The organism is Bittarella sp. HCP28S3_D9, from assembly GCF_052065655.1.
In the GTDB taxonomy this organism is placed as follows: Bacteria; Bacillota; Clostridia; order Oscillospirales; family Ruminococcaceae; genus Bittarella; species Bittarella massiliensis.
In genome coordinates, this window is the sequence record NZ_JBQHTP010000008.1 from 60,244 (window position 1) to 78,557 (window position 18,314).

Annotated in this window: 17 protein-coding genes; 1 reads left to right on the forward strand and 16 read right to left on the reverse strand. The window is 63.8% G+C overall.

The genetic code is table 11. The features are described 5' to 3' along the window. Positions 1–155: 155 nt before the first annotated feature. The 4 genes from clpX to ACTNAU_RS06160 all read right to left on the reverse strand — a co-directional run bounded on the left by clpX (position 156) and on the right by ACTNAU_RS06160 (position 4,335). The gene (clpX, locus tag ACTNAU_RS06145; RefSeq protein WP_441097878.1) at positions 156–1,463 is read right to left on the reverse strand and encodes an ATP-dependent Clp protease ATP-binding subunit ClpX; all 1,308 of its coding nucleotides are present in this window, start codon (positions 1,461–1,463) and stop codon (positions 156–158) included. A gap of 12 nt (positions 1,464–1,475) precedes the next feature. Then, the gene (gene clpP / locus ACTNAU_RS06150; RefSeq protein WP_044992346.1) at positions 1,476–2,057 is read right to left on the reverse strand and encodes an ATP-dependent Clp endopeptidase proteolytic subunit ClpP; all 582 of its coding nucleotides are present in this window, start codon (positions 2,055–2,057) and stop codon (positions 1,476–1,478) included. 77 nt (positions 2,058–2,134) lie between these two features. After that, on the reverse strand, positions 2,135–3,502 hold the full coding sequence (gene tig / locus ACTNAU_RS06155) for a trigger factor (RefSeq protein ID WP_256135696.1): 1,368 nt from the start codon (positions 3,500–3,502) through the stop codon (positions 2,135–2,137). 146 nt (positions 3,503–3,648) lie between these two features. Then, positions 3,649–4,335 (reverse strand): metallophosphoesterase, encoded by a 687-nt coding sequence (locus ACTNAU_RS06160; protein WP_185915128.1) that lies wholly within the window; start codon positions 4,333–4,335, stop codon positions 3,649–3,651. Positions 4,336–4,445: 110 nt separating this feature from the next. Here ACTNAU_RS06160 and ACTNAU_RS06165 point away from each other — a divergent pair, with 110 nt between their 5' ends. After that, positions 4,446–4,616 (forward strand): DUF1540 domain-containing protein, encoded by a 171-nt coding sequence (locus tag ACTNAU_RS06165; RefSeq protein ID WP_021659173.1) that lies wholly within the window; start codon positions 4,446–4,448, stop codon positions 4,614–4,616. A gap of 78 nt (positions 4,617–4,694) precedes the next feature. Here ACTNAU_RS06165 and thrC read toward each other — a convergent pair whose 3' ends face one another. From thrC to ACTNAU_RS06225, 12 genes are all read right to left on the reverse strand, one after another. After that, a complete protein-coding gene (gene thrC / locus ACTNAU_RS06170) occupies positions 4,695–6,182 on the reverse strand; it encodes a threonine synthase (protein WP_256135697.1) in 1,488 nt (495 codons plus the stop codon). A gap of 261 nt (positions 6,183–6,443) precedes the next feature. Continuing rightward, positions 6,444–7,364 (reverse strand): dipeptidase, encoded by a 921-nt coding sequence (locus tag ACTNAU_RS06175; RefSeq protein WP_441097879.1) that lies wholly within the window; start codon positions 7,362–7,364, stop codon positions 6,444–6,446. 23 nt (positions 7,365–7,387) lie between these two features. After that, complete coding sequence (locus ACTNAU_RS06180; protein ID WP_052537630.1) at positions 7,388–7,765, reverse strand: YraN family protein; 378 nt, start codon at positions 7,763–7,765, stop codon at positions 7,388–7,390. Beyond that, on the reverse strand, positions 7,762–8,388 hold the full coding sequence (locus ACTNAU_RS06185; protein WP_256135704.1) for a ribonuclease HII: 627 nt from the start codon (positions 8,386–8,388) through the stop codon (positions 7,762–7,764). The genes ACTNAU_RS06180 and ACTNAU_RS06185 overlap by 4 nt, the downstream gene beginning before the upstream one ends. After that, entirely contained in the window at positions 8,385–9,275 is an 891-nt protein-coding gene (ylqF, locus tag ACTNAU_RS06190) for a ribosome biogenesis GTPase YlqF (RefSeq protein ID WP_441097899.1), read from the reverse strand. The genes ACTNAU_RS06185 and ylqF overlap by 4 nt, the downstream gene beginning before the upstream one ends. 5 nt (positions 9,276–9,280) lie before the next feature. Continuing rightward, the gene (lepB, locus tag ACTNAU_RS06195; protein WP_243164279.1) at positions 9,281–9,865 is read right to left on the reverse strand and encodes a signal peptidase I; all 585 of its coding nucleotides are present in this window, start codon (positions 9,863–9,865) and stop codon (positions 9,281–9,283) included. Between the two features lie 437 nt (positions 9,866–10,302). Next, entirely contained in the window at positions 10,303–10,647 is a 345-nt protein-coding gene (rplS, locus tag ACTNAU_RS06200; RefSeq protein WP_044992397.1) for a 50S ribosomal protein L19, read from the reverse strand. 213 nt (positions 10,648–10,860) lie between these two features. Further along, positions 10,861–11,511, reverse strand: coding sequence for a TIGR03936 family radical SAM-associated protein (locus tag ACTNAU_RS06205; RefSeq protein WP_441097900.1), 651 nt, complete (start codon positions 11,509–11,511; stop codon positions 10,861–10,863). Continuing rightward, positions 11,486–13,354: a TIGR03960 family B12-binding radical SAM protein gene (locus tag ACTNAU_RS06210; RefSeq protein WP_185915123.1), complete on the reverse strand. Its 1,869-nt coding sequence runs from the start codon at positions 13,352–13,354 to the stop codon at positions 11,486–11,488. Before ACTNAU_RS06210 ends, ACTNAU_RS06205 begins: the two co-directional genes overlap by 26 nt. A gap of 110 nt (positions 13,355–13,464) precedes the next feature. Further along, complete coding sequence (locus ACTNAU_RS06215) at positions 13,465–14,031, reverse strand: site-2 protease family protein (protein ID WP_441097880.1); 567 nt, start codon at positions 14,029–14,031, stop codon at positions 13,465–13,467. Positions 14,032–14,088: 57 nt separating this feature from the next. Then, positions 14,089–14,958, reverse strand: coding sequence for a M23 family metallopeptidase (locus ACTNAU_RS06220; RefSeq protein ID WP_441097881.1), 870 nt, complete (start codon positions 14,956–14,958; stop codon positions 14,089–14,091). A gap of 128 nt (positions 14,959–15,086) precedes the next feature. Continuing rightward, positions 15,087–18,041, reverse strand: a complete 2,955-nt coding sequence (locus ACTNAU_RS06225; protein WP_441097882.1) for an N-acetylmuramoyl-L-alanine amidase — start codon at positions 18,039–18,041, stop codon at positions 15,087–15,089. Positions 18,042–18,314: the final 273 nt, after the last annotated feature.

Genomic DNA, 18,314 nt, shown 5'->3' on the forward strand with positions numbered 1-18,314 from the left:
AAAGGATTTACGCTTCATTATAGCTGCTTTTGCCCCTTTTTTCAAGCAAAATACACCAAATAACTCTCATTTGTTCCGCCGCCCTCTGGGGCGGGTCCTTTTCCCTTACAGGACAGCAAAAAGGGACGGCCTCGCCGCCCCTTTGCAACTTGCGTTTAAATGGCTTTTTGCTTGCCCGTCAGCTTTCCGGAAAAGCGGACCGGCCGCTTTTTCTCGTCGTAGGTGAGGACGGGCTCCGCCTTGCCCTCGACGCACTTCTCCCCGATTTGGACTTTGCTGACCTTTTCCTGGGAGGGGATCTCGTACATCACGTCCTGGAGCAGCTCCTCCATGATGGAGCGCAGCCCCCGGGCGCCGGTCTTGCGCTCGATGCTCTTGCGGGCCACGGCCCGCAGGGCCTCCGGGGTAAACTCCAAGTCGACCCCGTCCATCTCCAACATGGCCTGATACTGCTTGAGCACCGCATTTTTGGGCTCGCAGAGGATCTTCACCAGGGAGTCCTCGTCCAGCGCCCGCAGGGAGCTGATGATGGGCAGACGGCCCACCAGCTCGGGGATGATGCCGAACTTCACCAGGTCGTGGGGGACGATCTCCTCCAGCAGGTTTCTCTCGGCCATCTCCTTTTTGCTCACCACGTTGGCGCCAAAGCCCATGGCGGAGGAGGAGATCCTCTTTTCGATGATCTTCTCAATGCCCTCGAAGGCGCCGCCGCAGATGAAGAGGATGTTGGAGGTGTCGATCTGGATGAACTCCTGCTGGGGGTGTTTGCGCCCGCCCTGGGGCGGGACGTTGGCAATGGTGCCCTCCACCATCTTCAGCAGGGCCTGCTGTACCCCCTCGCCGGACACGTCCCGGGTGATGGAGGGGTTTTCCGACTTGCGGGTGATCTTGTCGATCTCGTCGAGGTAGATGATGCCGTGCTCGGCCCGCTCCACGTCGAAGTCCGCCGCCTGGATGAGCTTGAGGAGGATGTTCTCCACGTCCTCGCCCACGTAGCCCGCCTCGGTCAGGGTGGTGGCGTCGGCAATGGCGAAGGGGACGTTGAGGATGTGCGCCAGGGTCTGGGCCAGCAGGGTCTTGCCCACCCCGGTGGGGCCCAGCAGCAGGATGTTGCTCTTTTGCAGCTCCACCCCGTTTTCCTGGGGGCCGGCCAACAGCCGCTTATAGTGGTTGTAGACCGCCACCGCCAAGGTCTTTTTGGCGCTGTCCTGGCCGATCACATACTCGTCGAGGATGGCCTTGATCTCCTTGGGGGTGAGCACGTGGATGCTGGTGTCCTTCCCCTTGCCGCCCTTCTGGGGGGCGAAATCGTCGTCGTCCAGAAAGGACTGGCAGAGGGAGACGCACTCGTCGCAGATGTAGACCCCCGGCCCGGTGATGAGCTTGGAGACCTCGTCGGCCGACTTGCCGCAGAAGGAGCAAAACAGCATGTTTCCGCTGTTGCCGTTATCTTGATTTGGCATTGAATAAAATCCCTACCGTTTCTCTATGACTTTGTCCACCAGGCCGTACTCCACGGCCTCCTGCGCGCTCTTGAAGTTGTCCCGCTCGGTGTCCTGCTCGATCACTTCCAGGGGTTGCCCGGTGTTTTTGGCGAGGATCTCATTGAGGCGCTTTTTGGTGCGGAGGATGTGATCGGCCTGGATCTTGATGTCGGTCGCCTGCCCCTGGCTGCCGCCGGAGGGCTGGTGGATCATGATCTCGCTGTTGGGCAGGGCAAAGCGCTTGCCCTTGGCGCCGCTGGAGAGCAGGAAGGCCCCCATGGACGCCGCCATCCCGATGCAGGTGGTGGAGACATCGCACTTGATGTAGTTCATGGTGTCGTAGATGGCGAGGCCGGCGGTCACCGAGCCGCCCGGGCTGTTGATGTAGAGCATGATGTCCTTGTCGGGGTCCTGCCCCTCCAGGTACAGCAGCTGGGCCACCACCAGACTGGCGGTCTGGTCGTTGACCTCGTCACAGAGCATGATGATGCGGTCGTTGAGCAGGCGGGAGTAGATGTCGTAAGAGCGCTCTCCCCGGCTGGTCTGCTCCACTACCATAGGTACTAAACTCATTTACAATGCGCCTCCAAACAAAAGTGATTCTACCCACCTAGCTGCAAAAGTCCCCTCAGGCGAGGTATGTATGCCGCTTACTTTTCCTCGGTGCCCTCTTCAGCCTTCTTGGCGGCCTTTTTGGCAGCGGGTTTCTTGGCCGCGGTCTTCTTGGCGGGTTTGACCTCCTCGACCTCGGCGCTCTCGCGAATCAGGTCGATGGCCTTGTTGACAGCCAGGTCCTCACGGATGTTGTCCAGGGAGACCAGACTCTTGATCTTCTCGGGCTCCATCTGGTAGTTCTCCGCCATCTTGGCGATCTCCTCCTCGACGGCCTCGTCGCTGATCTCGATCTTTTCCAGTTTGGCGATCTTCTCCAGGGCCAGGCGGATCTTGACCTGCTTCTCGGCCTGCTCGCGGAAGGTCTTGCGGAAATCGGCCATCTCCATGCCGGTGTACTGCAGGTAGAGCTGCAGGTTCATCCCCTGGGACTGCAGGCGGTAGTCGAAGTCCTGCACCATCTCGTCGATGCGGTTTTCAAACATCACCTCGGGGATCTCTCCCTCCAGCTTCTCGATGACCGCGTCCACCAGGCTGTTCTCCAGCTCGGTCTCGCTCTGAGCGTTGGCCTGCTCCTGCAGCTTCTTCTTGATGTCCTTTTTCAGCTCGTCCAGGGTGTCGAACTCGCTGACGTCCTTGGCGAACTCGTCGTCGAGCTCGGGCAGCTCTTTGGATTTGAGCTCGTTCACCTTCACCTTAAAGGTGGCCGCTTTGCCGGCCAGCTCCTCGGCCTGGTACTGCTCGGGGAAGGTGACGTTCACGTCGAACTCCTCGCCGGGCTTGTGACCGATGACCTGGTCCTCAAAGCCGGGGATGAACTGGCCGCTGCCCAGCACCAGGGGGTGGCCCTCGCCCTTGCCGCCCTCGAAGGCGACGCCGTCGACAAAGCCCTCAAAGTCGATAATGGCGGTGTCGCCGGACTTGGCGGGCGCGTCCTCCACGGTGATGATGCGGGCATTCCTGTCCTGCATCTTCTCCAGCTCGGCCTTGACCTGCGCGGCAGTGACAGTGTTGACGGTTTTCTGGGCCTTTATGCCCTTGTAGTCCTTGACCTCGACCTCGGGCTTGACGATGACAGTGGCCTTGAAGACCAGGCCGTCCGCCTTGCTGACCGACTCGACGCTGACCTCGGGGGTGGAGACGGGCTCGACGCCGGCCTCTTTGGCGGCCTCGACAAAGGCCTCGGGCATCACGTCGTTGATGGCCTCGTCAAAGAAGATACCCTCGCCGTACATCTTCTCGATGAGGTGGCGGGGGGCCTTGCCCTTGCGGAAGCCGGGAACGCTGATCTTCTTGGCGTTCTTATGGTACACCTTGTCTACCGCGCTGCCAAACACGTCGGGAGCGACCGAGACCTCCAATTCGTATTTGTTGGTCTCAACTTTAGTAGAACTGTTAAGGCTCATAATTATACTTCCTCCTAATTTTGTCACAGACAATTATCTTTGTAATTATATCACACCAATTCGGCCAATTGCAACCGGCCGAGCGGCTGATTCTCACCTTTTTCGCCGCTTTGGCGGCAAAATGGCAGTTTGCAGGGCGCTGCCCGTCACTCCTTGATGCGCAGCGGGCAGAAGTTCAGGGCGTCGGCGGAGACCAGGCGGAAGGCGATCCCCCCGTAGTCCCCCTCAAAGGCCCACTGGATGGCCTTGCCGTGGAGGTGGCCGTAGTAGCACTGGGTGATCCCCCACTCCCCCATCAGGTCGATGGTCTCCTGGGAGAGAAAGTCCCGGTAGACGGGCGGGTAGTGGAGAAAGAGGAGGATGGGCAGGGCGGGGTCGGCCTTCTCCAGCGACATCCGGATCCGCCCCAGCTCCCGGGCGCGGATCTTGGCGTCGTGGGGGTCGGTGTCCTCAAAAAACCAGCTCCTGCTGCCGCAGATGTTGACCCCTTCCACCTGGTAGCTCTCGTTGGAGAGGATGGAGAGGGAGGTGAACCCCTGCGCGGCGAGAAAGCCGTCCATCTTGTTTTTGGTGGACCACCAGTAGTCGTGATTCCCCTTCAACAAGATCTTGCGGCCCGGCAGGCTGTCGAGAAAGGCAAAATCGGTGGCCGCCTCCTCCAGCGACATGGCCCAGGACACATCCCCGGGAATCACCACCGTGTCGCCGTCCGAAACGGTATCGCGCCAATTTTTTTCGAGTTTGGGCAGATAGCCCGACCAGCCGGGAAAGACGTCCATCGGCTTGTCGCTGGCCAGCGACAGATGGGTGTCGCCCAGCGCAAAAATACTCAAATTTTCCCTCCTCCTTTTCCCTGCCATAAAAGCGCTCCCAAGCAGACACACTTTTAGAGAGGGCTGATGTACACGGGTTCACAGAAATTTGCCAAAGGGTGTGGTTGCGCGTGAAAAAGAGCAAGCCCGGACCCATTCCACAGGTCGTCTGCGACGTGGAAAACTGCATTTACAATCGCGACCGGCGCTGTACAGCGGCAGATATTCAGGTGGGGCCGCACTTTGCCTGCTCCTGCTGCGACACCATCTGCTCCACCTTTCACCCCAAAGAGGGGGAATAGGCGGCAGAGGGACTGAACATCTGCGATACCCCTCAAAAAAGGGCGGCCCAGCCGCCCTTTTTTCCTGTCCGGTGCCCGCTAGATGTTGAGGACCGCCTTGACCCAGCCGAACATCTCGCCGGGCATGCAGCAGTCGCCAAAGCGAATGGGTTTGTCCCGCAGGGCCTTGAGGGCCGCCGGGGCCGCGACACCGCTGCGCTCCTCCAGCGAGGAGAGGATGGAGAAGTCGTTTTTCCCCGGCAGTTCGCCGCCCAGCGCCTCCAGCACACTGGCCGGGAATTTGTAGGGGCTGGCGGTGGAGACCACCACCGTGGGGGTCTCGTCCCCAGTGGCCGCCCGGTACTCGCCGTAGACCTTGAAGGCCACGGCGGTATGGGGGTCACAGAGGTAGCCCGAGCGGTCGTAGACCTCTCTGATGGCAGCCGAGGTCTCGGCGTCGTCGGCGCAGCCGGCGGCAAAGCTCTCTTGGAGGCGGCCGAGCATCTCCTCTTTCACCGCAAAGCGGCCGGAATCGGATAGGTCGCGGTAGAGGCGGCCGATCAGCCCGTCGTCCCGCCCGGAGAGGAGGTAGAGGAGCCGCTCCAGGTTGGAGGAGACCAGGATGTCCATCGACGGGGAGAGGGTGGTGTAGAAGGGGCGGTTGCGGTCGTAGCGACCCTCGCTCAAAAAGTCGGTGAGCACGTTGTTGCGGTTGGAGGCGCAGATGAGTTTGCCGATGGGGACGCCCATCTCCTTGGCAAAGTAGGCGGCAAGGATGTTGCCGAAGTTCCCGGTGGGGACGGCAAAGTTCACCGGCTCCCCCATGGCGACCTTGCCGGCGCGGCACATCTCCAGATAGGCGTATACATAGTAGACGATCTGGGGCGCCAGCCGCCCCCAGTTGATGGAGTTGGCGCTGGAAAAGCGCATCCCCTTGGCCGCCAGTTCCGCCGCGGCGCGACCGTCGGTGAAGATCCGCTTCACCCCGGTCTGGCAGTCGTCAAAGTTGCCGTCCACCCCGCAGACGTGCACGTTCTCCCCCGCCTGGGTCACCATCTGGCGCTTTTGCATGTGGCTGACCCCGTCCTGGGGATAGAACACGGCGATCTCGGTGCCCGGCACGTCGCAAAACCCCTCGAGGGCGGCTTTGCCGGTGTCGCCGGAGGTGGCCACCAAAATGAGGATGGTCTTGCCGTCGCCCGCCTTTTTGTTGGCCACCGTCAGCAGCTGGGGCAGCATCTGCAGGGCCATGTCCTTAAAGGCGCAGGTGGGGCCGTGCCAGAGTTCCAGCACCTGAAGGCCGTCTTTCAGTTCGGCCAGGGGGGCCTCCCCCTCGGGGAACTTGCTGCCATAGGCCTTTTTCACGCAGGCGTCGATCTCCTCCTGCGAAAAATCGGTCAGGTAGCGGGACAGAACGGCAGAGGCTACCTCCTGGTAGCTGCTGCCCTGCAGCTGGGCCAGTTCACCCGGCGCGAAGGCGGGAATTGTCTCAGGGACAAACAGGCCGCCGTCTTTTGAGATGCCCTGCAAAATCGCCTCGGAGGACGACACCTGCAGCGAAGAATCCCTTGTACTGCTGTAACGCAATCTGCTCACCTCTTCAATTTTCCAGGTCCGGCGGCACGGGGCCGCCCTCTTTTTCTTCCCCCGTCCCCTTCCTCCCACAGGCAGAGAACAGGGGGGACAAACCGGCTGCTGTCCGCCCTTTGCAGGCGGCGGGAGGAGGGTGCAGAGCCCTCCCCCGCCCACAGCCGATTTTTCGCCATTATACCATAAACCACAGGCTATGAGAAGTCGCCAATTTTTTGGGCTGGAAAATCCTTCCCGCCAAATCCTATTCCGCCCCCCTCAAAAAGAGGACAGCCTTCTCTCAAAAAAGTCGGCGGCGTTGTCAAAGAAGATGGCCTGTATCTGCTGCGGGCCGATCCCCCGCCGGGCCATGGCGTCGGCCAGGGCGGGCAGGGCGGCGATGTCCGGCAGCTGCTGCGGCATCTCGGCCCCGTCAAAATCAGAGCCCAGGGCCAGGGTCTTTTCACCTCCCAGGGCCAAAAAGTGAAGGGCGTGCTCGGCGATGTCGTCGGGGGTGGCGGGACCGTCCTCTCGCAAAAAGCCCTGGTTGTAGTTGAGGCCCACCAGTCCGCCCCGGTCGCGGATGATGGCAAACTGCTCGTCAGTCAGGTTGCGGGGGTGGTTGCAGAGGGCTTTGGCGTTGGAGTGGGAGGCCACGATCGGCCCTTCCGCCACCGCCGCCAAATCGTAAAAACCCCACTGGGAGAGGTGGGAGACGTCGGGGAGGATGCCCCAGCGCTCCATCTCCCGCACTGCCTCTCTGCCCAGCGGCTTGAGGCCCCGGTTCTCGCTGATCCCCCAGCCCAGTTCGTTCTCGCCGTTCCAGGTGATGGTCAGCATCTGCACCCCGTCCTCGGCCAGGGCCTGTATCCGCTCCAGCCGGCCGGCCAGGACAGCGCCGCCCTCCACCGTGAGGATGGGGCAGAGCCGCCTCTCCCCCCGTCGCAGGGCGGCCAGTTGTGCCCCCTCGCGCAGCAGCGGCGGGGCGGCCTGGGCGCGATAGTAGTCCACCGCCCGGCGGTAGTAGTCATAGGCCGCCTCCCCCCGCAACTCGTCGGGGACAAAGACGGCAAAGCACTGGGCCCACCGCTCCAAATAGGCCCCCTTTTGCAGGGAGATCTCCAGTTCGTTCTCCGCCAGGGACACCCCCTTGTTGCAGCAGGAAGTCAGGGTGTCGCAGTGCAGGTCAAACAAATCCATGAGCGCTCTCTCCTCTCTCGCGTTCAGCGAAAGGCATCTTCCAGGTGGTTGACCGACACCACCTCAAAGGCCTCATCCATGATCACTTCCACCACGTCAAAGCGCACCTGCACGTCGTCGAGCTGCTGGGCGGCCAAAAAGACGTTGGTGGCCAGCTTGATCCGCTCCTGCTTCTGGCGGGTCACCGCCTCGGCCGGGGTGTAGAGGGCATTTTGCAGCCGGGTCTTGACCTCCATGATCACCAGGGTGTCCCCGTCTGCGACAACCAAGTCCAGCTCCCCGTAGCGGCAGGTGAAGTTGGAGCGCAGGATCTGATACCCCTTGCGCCGGGCCAGGCGGGCGGCCTCCACCTCCCCCAAAATGCCGGAGGTGGACTTCATCCCCCGCCCCCGCTCCCTCACTGGGAGCGCCCCTTCCACTTTTTGAGGAAGGTCAGCCGGTGGATGGGGGTGACCCCCAGCTCGGTGAGGGCTTGATAGTGGGCCTTGGTGGGGTAGCCCTTGTGGCGGGCAAACCCGTAGCCGGGAAAGAGCTGGTCGTACTCCAGCATCAGCCGGTCCCGGGTGACCTTGGCGAGGATGGAGGCGGCGGCGATGCTGGCCGAGCGGGCGTCCCCCTGGACGACGGCCTGACAGGGCAGGTCGGCGGGGGGACAGCGGTTGCCGTCGATGAGGGCCAGTTCCACCGGCACCCCCAGCCCGGCAATGGCCTGGGCCATGGCCTGCATGGTGGCGTTTAATATGTTTATGTCGTCGATGATCTCGTTATCCACCAGCTGGACGCTGTAGGCCACGGCGTTCTCCCGTATCTCGTCAAAGAGCAGTTCCCGCCGCTTTTCGGTGAGTTTTTTCGAGTCGTTGAGTCCCGCCGGCAGATACCCCTCGGGCAGCACCACGGCCGCGGCGCAGACCGGGCCGGCCAGGGGGCCCCGCCCCGCCTCGTCCACCCCGCAGAGGGTGCCGAAGCGCTGGCGCAGGTCTTGGTCAAAGGCCAACAGCTCGGGGTGCAGGGCCGGGGCGCTCACTGCGCCCCCTCCGCCCGGGGCGGCGTCTCCAGGGTGAAGCGGCCGATCTTCTGGCCCCGGTACTCGTCCACCAGCATGATGGCGGCCCGCTCGGTGTCGATCTCCCCGCCGGAGATGAGCATCCCCCGCTTGCGGCCGATGAGCTGCAGCACCGCAAAGCCGTCGGCACAGGCGGCCAGGGCCTCGGGGTCCAGCTTGTAGCGGGATGCCAGCGCCTCGGGGTACTGGGCGGAGAGGATGTCCAAAAGCTTCATGGCGATGAACTCCATGTCCATCACGTCGTCCTTGATGGCGCCGGTGAAGGCCAGTTTCTCCCCCACGGCGGGGTCGTCGAATTTGGGCCAGAGGATGCCGGGCATGTCGAGCAGCTCCAAGTCCTCGTCGATCTTGATCCACTGCTTGCCGCGGGTGACGCCGGGGCGGTCCTCCACCTTGGCGCGCTTGCCCCCGGCGATGCGGTTGATGAAGGAGGATTTGCCCACGTTGGGCACCCCCACCACCATCACCCGGATCTGGTGGCCGGTCATCCCCTTTTCGCGGCGGCGCTGCAAATACCCCTCCAGCGCGGCGAGGACGGCGGGTTTGAACTGCCCCAATCCCCTGTCGTTCTTGGCGTCGATGGCGATGGCGGGGATCCCCTGGCCGCGGTACCACTCGATCCAGCGGCGGGTGGCCGCCTCGTCGGCCAGATCCGACTTGTTGAGCAGCAGCAGCCGGGGCTTCTCCCCCACCAGGGCGTCGATTTCCGGGTTGCGACTGGAGGCGGGGATGCGGGCGTCCACGATCTCGGCCACCAGGTTGACGTGGCGGAGATTTTCGGCGATGAGCCGGCGGGTCTTGGCCATGTGGCCGGGGAACCACTGAATGGTGTGCAGGTCGTTTGCCATCTCGCTCACCCTACCTTTCCAAAGCCGCCAAAGGGCAGCAGTCTAAAATAAGCCTCGCCGACAATGTCCTGCTTGGCCACCTGGCCCAGCGAGGAGAAGCGGCTGTCCTCCGAGTGGTTGCGGTTGTCCCCCATCACGAAGTAGTGGCCGGGCTGCACTGTCTGGGGGAAGGGCTCGTCCCCCCGCAGGGCGGTGGCCTCGTTGATGTAGGGCTCGTCCAGAGGGACCCCGTCCACAAAGACGGTGCCGGAGTCGAAGTCGATGTTGACCACCTGCCCCTCGGTGGCGATGACCCGCTTGATGTAGAGCTTTTCGTCCTCGTGGCTGTTGAGGACGACGATGTCCCCCTGCTCCACCTCGTAGAGGAAGGGGGAAATCAGCAGCACGTTGTTGTTTTGGAGGGTGGGGAGCATGGAGTCCCCGTCCACCCGGATGATGCGCACCACAAAGGTGAACACCAGCGACACCGCCACCAAAGAGAGGACGATGGTCTCGACCCAGCTGAAAAATTCGCGGTAGAGCGCCCCCGCCGGGGCCCGCTTGGGCATCTGCGGGCGCGATTTTCCCCGCTGCGCAACGGCGTGTTCCATAAAAGGCACCGACCTTTCTCGACGAAAGTAAAGGCCGCCTCTCCCCTCGCCCTCGGCCCTGGGGACAGGCGGCCCCATGTTTCTCGGTGTTATTGTACCATTTTCTGCGCCGCAAAAAAAGGGATTCACAGAAATTTCAAATCTCCTCCCCGCCCCCGCCCGCCGTCCAGATACCGGCAAAATCAAAACCGCCGGTGAAAGAGGCGGGATGCACCAGCCCCAAAAGGGCGGCATCGGGGCTTCGCCCCGCAAGGAACACCAGCAGTTTAGATTTGCATCCTACCCGCTGCCACCGGCAAACTGGCAGTCCAGGACAGCCCTCTGTGTCCCCCATCCCCCAAAGACCCCCCTCCCTCTCCTCCAACAAGATTGGGAAATTCAGTCGCCAAAAGGGCAAAGAAAAGGGGGGCCGGTTTGAACCGGCCGCCCTTCGCGGTTTATCGGAGCTGCTCTTTGACCTTGGCGGCCTTGCCGACGCGGTCGCGCAGGTAGTAGAGCTTGCTTCTGCGCACCTTGCCGCGGCGAACGATCTCGACCTTTTCGACCTTGGGGGAGTGGACCGGGAAAACCCGCTCCACGCCGACGCCGTAGGAAACCCGGCGCACGGTGAAGGTCTCGTTGATCCCGCCGTGTTTGCGGGCGATGACAGTGCCCTCAAACACCTGGATACGCTCTCTCTGGCCCTCTTTGATCAGCACGTGCACCCGAACGGTGTCGCCGATGTTGATCTCGGGGAGCTCGGACTTGAGCATCGAGTCGGTCATCAGTTTCATTGCATCCATGATAAATCCTCCTTGGTTTTCCGACATTCTTGCTTCTTTTTCATACCTTGCGGTGAGCAGAGGACTGCCTGGTTTCAGATATTGACAGAAACCCCGCCGCCGGGCCCAAAGGCCCTACAGCGGAACATACTGCTGTATTTTACCACACACTTCCCCCCTGTGCAAGGGGAAAACGGCCAGAAAAGGCAAAATGTTTGGCAGGGCGCGGCAATTTTAGCAAAAGGGCGCGCCCGCCCCGTCGTAGAGGGCGGTGCGGCGGATGGAGGCGGTCTTGACCGACTCGCCGCTCTGGGCGCAGTAGGCGTCGATGAGGAGGGCGGGGTTGAGGTTTTGCTGCCCCCCCGCGGCCAGCCGCAGAGAGAGGAGCACCCGGCCCCCCTCCCCCTCTTCGCCGTCACAGGCCAGGACCAGGGGGCGGATATCCACCTCTTTGGGGCCCTTCTTGCTGCGCTTGAGGGTCTTGATCTGGGGCTGCCGGGCAAACGCCAAAAAGCGCTCGGCCAAACCCGGCGTCCCCTCGAGGGACACCCGGTAGTCGGCGGCGGCGATCGCCTGCAGGTCCTGCTGGGGTAGGGCGGCGGCGAGCACCTGCAGCCCGGCGGGCAGGGCGGCGTTCAGCCGGTCCTTCACCTCGTTCAGGGGCAGCTCCTCCACCAGGCGAAACTGCATGATCTCGCACTCGCTCTCCTGCCCCAGAGAGAGGGGCAGGGCGAAGGTGAGGTAGATGTGGGGGTTAAAGCCCTGGGTGTACCAGACCGGCAGCCCCGAGCGCTTGAGGGCCCGGGCCATACACCGCACCAGATCCAGGTGGGAGATGTACTTGGCCAGCCCATCCTTTTTAAACCACAGGCGTATCGTTTGCATCGTTTCCAAAGCAGGGTCCTCCCAGTAGCTTGTTGGCGCCGCAGCCGCTGCAGTGCTGTCGGCAGTGGGGGGTGGCGACCGACTGGTGGGCGAGCTGGTTCTCCCGCACCAAGAAGGCCTTGCTCACCCCGTAGTCCAGGTGATCCCAGGGGAGCACCTCGTCGTAGGGGCGGCGGCGGTTGGCGTAAAAGGCCGGGTCGAGCCCCGCCTCGGCAAAGGCCGCCATCCACCGCTCGTAGGAGAAGCGCTCGCTCCACCCGTCAAAGGTGCAGCCGCTCTCCCAGGCGCAGAGGATGGCCTTCCCCAGCCGCCGGTCGCCCCGGGCAAACACCCCTTCGATAAAGCTGACCTGAGTGTCGTGGCAGCTGAGCTTGATCTTCTTGCTGCGCAGCACCGCGCGCATCCGCTCCTGCTTCTGCGCCAGCTGCTCCATGGTGTCCTGGGGCTCGAACTGAAAGGGGGTAAAGGGCTTGGGCACAAAGCAGGCGGTGCTCACCGAGACCTGCACCCCCTTGCCCTTGGCGTGCTCCTTGGTCTTGTAGTAGAGCTCCACCACCCCCTGGGCGGTCTCGACGATCCCCTCCACGTCCTCCATCGTCTCGGTGGGCAGGCCGATCATGAAGTAGAGCTTGACGCCGGTGTAGCCGTTTTCAAAGGCCAGGGCGCAGGTGCGGTCGATCTCCCCCTGGGTGACGTTTTTGTTGATGGCGTCCCGCAGCCGCTGGGTGCCGGCCTCCGGGGCGAAGGTAAGGCCGCTCTTTCGCACCGAGGTGATGCGGTCCACCAGCTCTTTGGAGAAGTTGTCCACCCGCAGAGAGGGCAGCGAGAGGCTGACCTTCTCGTCCTCGGTCCAGGTGAGCATCTCGTCGAGAAGCCCCTCCAGGGTGGTCAGGTCGCTGGTGCTCAGCGAGGTGAGGGACACCTCGTCGTAGCCGGTGTTTTTGCACAGGGCCTTCGCCTGGGCGTCGATGACCCCGGGGTCCTTCTCCCGCAGGGGGCGGTAGATGAACCCCGCCTGGCAGAACCGACAGCCCCGGATACAGCCCCGCAGCACCTCGACCATGGCCCGGTCGTGGACGATGTCGGTGAAGGGCACCACGAAGTTTTCGGGGAAATAGGCGCTGCTCATCTCCCTGACGATCCGCTTGCGCACGGTGGCGGGGGCGCCTTCGCGGGGGGTGACCCGCTCGACGGTCCCGTCCTCTTTGTACTGCACCTCGTAGAGGGAGGGGACATAGACCCCCTCGATCTGGGCGGCCCGGCGGAGGAACTCCCCCTTCCCCACCCCCTCTTTTTTGCATGCCAGGTAGAGGTCGCAGAGCTCCAGGTTCAGCTCTTCCCCCTCGCCCAGCAAAAACAGGTCGATGAAATCGGCTAGCGGCTCGGGGTTGCAGGCGCAGGGTCCCCCCGCCACGATGAGGGGGGCCAGGCTGTCCCCGCGCTGCGCGGCCAGCACAGGGATGCCCGCCAGATCGAGCATATTCAGGATGTTGGTGAAGCTGAGTTCGTACTGGAGGGTGAAGCCGACGATGTCAAAATCGGCCACCGGGTCCAGGCTCTCGAGGGCGTAGAGGGGGATGTGGTTTTCCCGCATCTGCTCCTCCATGTCCACCCAGGGGGCAAAGACCCGCTCGCACCAGATGTCGGGCCGCTCGTTGAGCAGGCCGTAGAGGATCTTCATCCCCAGGTGGGACATCCCCACGTCGTAGGTGTCGGGGAAGCAAAAGGCAAAGCGAAGGTCCACCCCGTCTCTGTCTTTGACGATGCTGCCCAGCTCCCCGCCGATGTACTGGGCGGGCTTTTGCACCTTGAGCAGCACCTGTTCAATGGTATCTCTTAACATGTCATTCCTCTTCAAACGTCAAAAGTAGGCGCAAAGAATCCCTTTGCGCCTACTTATCATACACTAAATCCGGCCGCGCCGCAACCGCCGGACAGGTTGGCAGAAGGCAGTTAACGGCGCCGCCCCTCCTCCCTCTGACGGCCCCGCACCACCGAGTAAAAGAGGTACCCGCCGCAAAGGGCCAGGGTGCCATTTTGGCGGGTGGCCGCGAAGAGGAGGAGCCCCGCCCCCAACAGGGCGAGAGAGGTCCAGAAGGAAAAGGCCCAGTAGAGCCGCTCGGCCCGCCGGGGCGGCAGCTTTTCCCGCAGAAAAATCAGCAGCACCTGTCCCCCGTCCAGAAGGGAGATGGGCAGCAGGTTAAAAGCCCCCAGCAGCAGGTGGATCAGCGCCAGGGTGGCCAGGTGCAGGGCAAAGCGGCGCTGCAGCAGCCAGAGGGCCCCCAGGCCGATGGCCAGGTTGACCGCCGGACCCGCCAGGTAGACCGGGATGTCGGCCGGCGAAGGGCAGTAGTCGGTCCCCCGGTCCAGGCGGATGCCCGCCACCGTAAAGTCCAGCGCGCAGACGGGACGGCGCTGCAACAGCAGGCAGAGCAGGTGTCCCATCTCGTGGAGCAAACTGGCGACAAAGGCCTGCAGCAGGATGCCGGTGTAGTCGAACACCGAGATGCACAGCAGCAAAAAAAGGTAGAGGGGCGAGACGCGCACCGCCGCTTTCCCCAGGGAGAAGCGCACCCCTTACAGCTGGGGGAATACCCAGCGGGGGTCCACCTGTTTGCCGCGCAGCCGGATTTCCAGGTGGAGGTGGGGGCCGGTGGAGAGGCCGGTGCTCCCCACATAGCCAATGGTCTCGCCCTGGCGCACCACCGTCCCCGCCTTCACCTGCAGGCTGTCGCAGTGGCCATAGAAGGTGTAGAGGTCGTCGCTGTGGCGCAGGAGGATGTAGTTGCCGTAGACCCGGCTCTGCCCGGCCTCCGCCACCGTGCCGCTCAGGGCGGCGGCGATTTTGGTGCCCTTGGCCGCCGCAATGTCCACCCCGGTGTGAAAGTCCAGCTTCTTGGTGATGGGGTGCCAGCGGTAGCCAAAGGGCGAGGTGACCCGACCCGACACCGGCAGCTGCGGGGTCACCGTCAGGGTATAGGGCTCGTAAGAGGCGTTCTCCGGCGGCGTCATGGTCTTGTCGTAGTCGTCGTAGGGCACCTCCTGCATGCCGCCCTGGCCGCCCATGGTCTCCACCGCCTCCCCCGGCGCGGCGGACGAGCTGCCGGGCAGCGGAGTGGCGGACGAGGGGGCGGACGAGCCCCCGTCGAGAGCGGAGGAGCCGCCCTCGCCCGCCCCCTTGCCGGTGATGCCGCCGTAAATTTGAAAGAGCACGTCCTTGGCCTCCTCCAAACTCTCCTCCCGGGTGATGGCGGCGGCGTAGTCCTGCCGCAGCCGCTCGTACCATTCGGGGTTGGCCGTCTTCAGCAAAAAGGCGCTGCCCACCAGCAGGGCGGCCAGCACGATCTGCACCAGGGTGACAAATCCGCCCCCCGGCCCCTCCCCCTGCTCGTCCCGGCGGGAGCGGCCCTCCCGAAAGGCGTAGCTGCGATTGCGAAAATCCTCCATTTTCCTTACCTCCCCGCGGGTTTCGTTCACTGTAACCCTATGCGGGCGGGGGCGGGGGCAGAACCGCCCCCTGGCGCCAAGGGGGCCCGGCAGACGGTGCTGTCGGGCCCTCTTTCATCTCTGTTTTGCTAAATGCCCGCGGCGATGCCGTCGGCAATGGCCTTGGCGATCTTTTCCTGCACCGCGGCGTTGGCCAGGTTTTGCCCCTCGGTGGCGTCGGAGAGGAAGCCGCACTCCACCAGCACCGCCGGGTAGCGCATCTGCCGGGTGACGGCCATATACCCGAACTTGGCCCCCCGGTCGATGCCCGAGAGGTTGGCCGTCGCTACCCTGCTGGAAATAGTGGAGGCGATGGTCTTGGAGTAGGGGTTAAAGTACCAGACTTCCGCCCCCCGGGCGCTGGCGCCGGTGGTGGAGTTTTGATGGATGCTCACCAGGAGGTCTGCGCCAAAGCTGTTCGCCTCCCGCACCCGGGCGCTCAAGTCCTTGACGCGGCTGCCCAGTTTGACCACCGCTCCCCGGCCCTGCAGCTCGGCCACCAGCTTGTCGGCGATGGCCTTGTTGATGGCCGCCTCCTGCAGGGGGCCGTTGACCGCGCCCGGATCCCCGCTGCCGCCGTGGCCGGGGTCCACGTAGACCCGCATCCCCGACAGGGAGGTGAGGACGTTGTTGAAGTCGACCACCAGGTCGCCGTTTGCCTGGTAGCTCTGCCGCAGTCCCCGGAACTGCCCGCTCTTTAGGGTGAAGCGGATGGCGTCCGCTCCGTCCTCGGCCGTGACCCACTGGGCGGCGGAGAAGACGGAGTTGGCAGGCAGCTCGAGGCGGGGCCGATAGCCGGTCTTGTAGTAGAGGCGGACGGTGAGGGTATTGCCCTCCAGGGTGATGCGGGTGGGGGCGGCCCAGTCCTGGGAGACGGTCATCCGAAAGACGCCGCCGGTGTTGGCAAAGCTGACCCCTCGCACCACATTGGCGTCGACGGTGGCCTGCCCCTTGATTTGAATGTCCCGCGCCTCCACCCGGGTGCCGGAGCCCAGGTTGTAGTAGCTATCGGTGTAGCCCGCGTCCGAACAGGTGACCTTTTCGCCCTTGACAAAGACCTGCGCCCCCTTGGCCAGGGGGAAACAGCTGGGGTCGGAGTAGTTGGAGTTGACCGAGGGGGAGTACCCCTCCGCCTCGCCGTCGGAGGCGGTGATGATTGCCAGGTTGCCGCTGATTTGGGGCAGGTTTTCCGAGGGGGTCGAGGAGGCGTCCCCCGAGCTGGAAGAGCCGCCGCTAGAAGAGCTGCCCCCCGAGGAAGAGGAGGACGAGTCGCCGCCCCCGGGCACCACCGCCGGCGGGGCCTCCCCCGCCCCGGTGACCGTCACCGAGCCGCCGCTCATCTTTTCCGAGTAACCGCTCCAACTGGCGCTCACCGAGATGTTCCCCAGCTTCTGGTCGCCGGCGGAGACGGAGGTGGGGAGGACCCCCTCAAAGGTCTTGTAGGAGTCCACCGTTCCCTCCCCGCTGTCATCTACCGCCTCCACCTCCTTGAGCCGCACCGAGCTGCCGCCCAGGCTGGCCGTCACGGCAGAGCCGGCGTAGGCCACCGCCGTCACCTTGATGGAGGTGCCGCCGGGCACCCGCACACTGCCCGAGGGGGAGACCGACTGCAACACCTTCACCCGGCGGGTGACGGTATAGGTGGCGGTCTTTCCCTTGTGCTCAAAGGTGAAGGTGTTGGCCCCCACCTTCAGCTCCCGCTCCACCGAGAAGAGCCCCTTGTCGTTGAGGGGGACGGTCTCGCCGTTGATGGTCAAATCGAAATTGGGGTCGCCCCCGCCGTAGAGGGTGAGCACCGGCTCATAGGTGACCGAATCGGCGGAGCGGGGGCTGTCCACCGACAGCTCCTTGAGAATGGTGTTGGGGTTGAGTTCGTCCCGGTAGTACTGCAGCAGCTTGTCGGTGGTTTTGCCGGGATTTTCCCGCAGGGTCTGAAAGGAGCCGAAGGCGCAGCCCGCCAACTGGTTCTCCCGCGCGGCCATCACCTGGCGGATCAACTGGTCGGGGGCGCCCCAACCGCTCTCTTCCCCCAGCACCTTCTCGTTGTGCAGCAGGGCGTAGATGGGCGGGGTGGCGGCCCCCTCGTCGGCGGTCAGGGCCCCCTTCCACCAGGCGGCCAGCACCCCAAAGGGGGCGTCCGGGTCGGCAGTGGCATAGGGCATGTCCACCGCCAAAAAGTCAAAGAGCCCGCTGGTCGCCATCTGCCGGGTATCCGCGCAGCTGTCGAAGTAGGCGGTGGGCACCCGGCTCGTCTCCGAGCCCCCCTCCAGCTGGGAGGCATGGGCCCAGATCGGCCCCACCAGCAGCCCCAACTGCACCTGGGGGCTGTCGGTCTTGACCTGCCGGGCCGCCGCCTGCACCGCCGAGGACGAGCCCTGGCGCAGCCAGTCCTCCAACCCCTCGCCCCCGCCGGCCTGGCGGTAGGCCTGGTAGCTGGCGGCACTGGCGGCATTCTCGTAGCCCGAGAGAAGCAGCCCGACAAACTGGTAGCCCCGGGCGATCTCCCCCGCCCGTCCGGCCATGTAGGCGATCTCCTCGGCGCTGGTGGGGAGGGCCGAGGCCCCCTCCGCCCGCACCCCCAGGTCCACCACCGGGTAAGCAAAAAGGTCTCGCTCGGCACAGCCCTGCAGCAGATAGGCCAACAGGTCGGTGTCCGGCAGGAGGGCGTCGAAGTAGAGGGAGGGGTGGATGGATCTCTCCCCCCGCAGCAGGGGAAGGAGCACCGTGTTCATCCCCATCTCCTGGGCGCTGTCCAACAGGCTGTCGATCTCGTCGGCAACCCCGTCGGCGTCCAGCTCTTCCCCTGCGGCATAGTCGACGCCGGGGGTGAGGGTGACTGCCTTCATCTCGTCCGGGCGGGAAAAAATCTGCTCGCCGTCGGACGGCTCCTCCGCCGTCCCCTCCTGATCGGTCGCCGTCAGGGAGGTACCGTCCAGGGGCTGGTCGCCCTTCTCTTTCCCCCGGACCCACTCCCAGCCGGGCAGAAGCAGCGCCGCCGAAAAGATGGCCAGCGCCATGGCAGCTCCCAAAAGTTTCTTTCCCATCTCGTCTCTCCCCTATGCAAACGCCCCGGCGCCAAGTGGCGGGGCCGATACCTGCGCTTCGCTGTCTCGCGTCTCTCCCGTTGCCTCCACACCGGCGGCAGCGGGTATATCCAGAGCCATCATACAATAAAAGGGCGGCGAATGGCAAGGGCAGTCAGTGCAGAAACGGCTTTGCAAAGCCATTTATAGGCCCTTTTGCCCTGTCCACAAAGAAGTGTAATGGCATCCCCCTTTATAACCAAAATCGGCGCTGTTTTCCCCTTTTTTGACGAA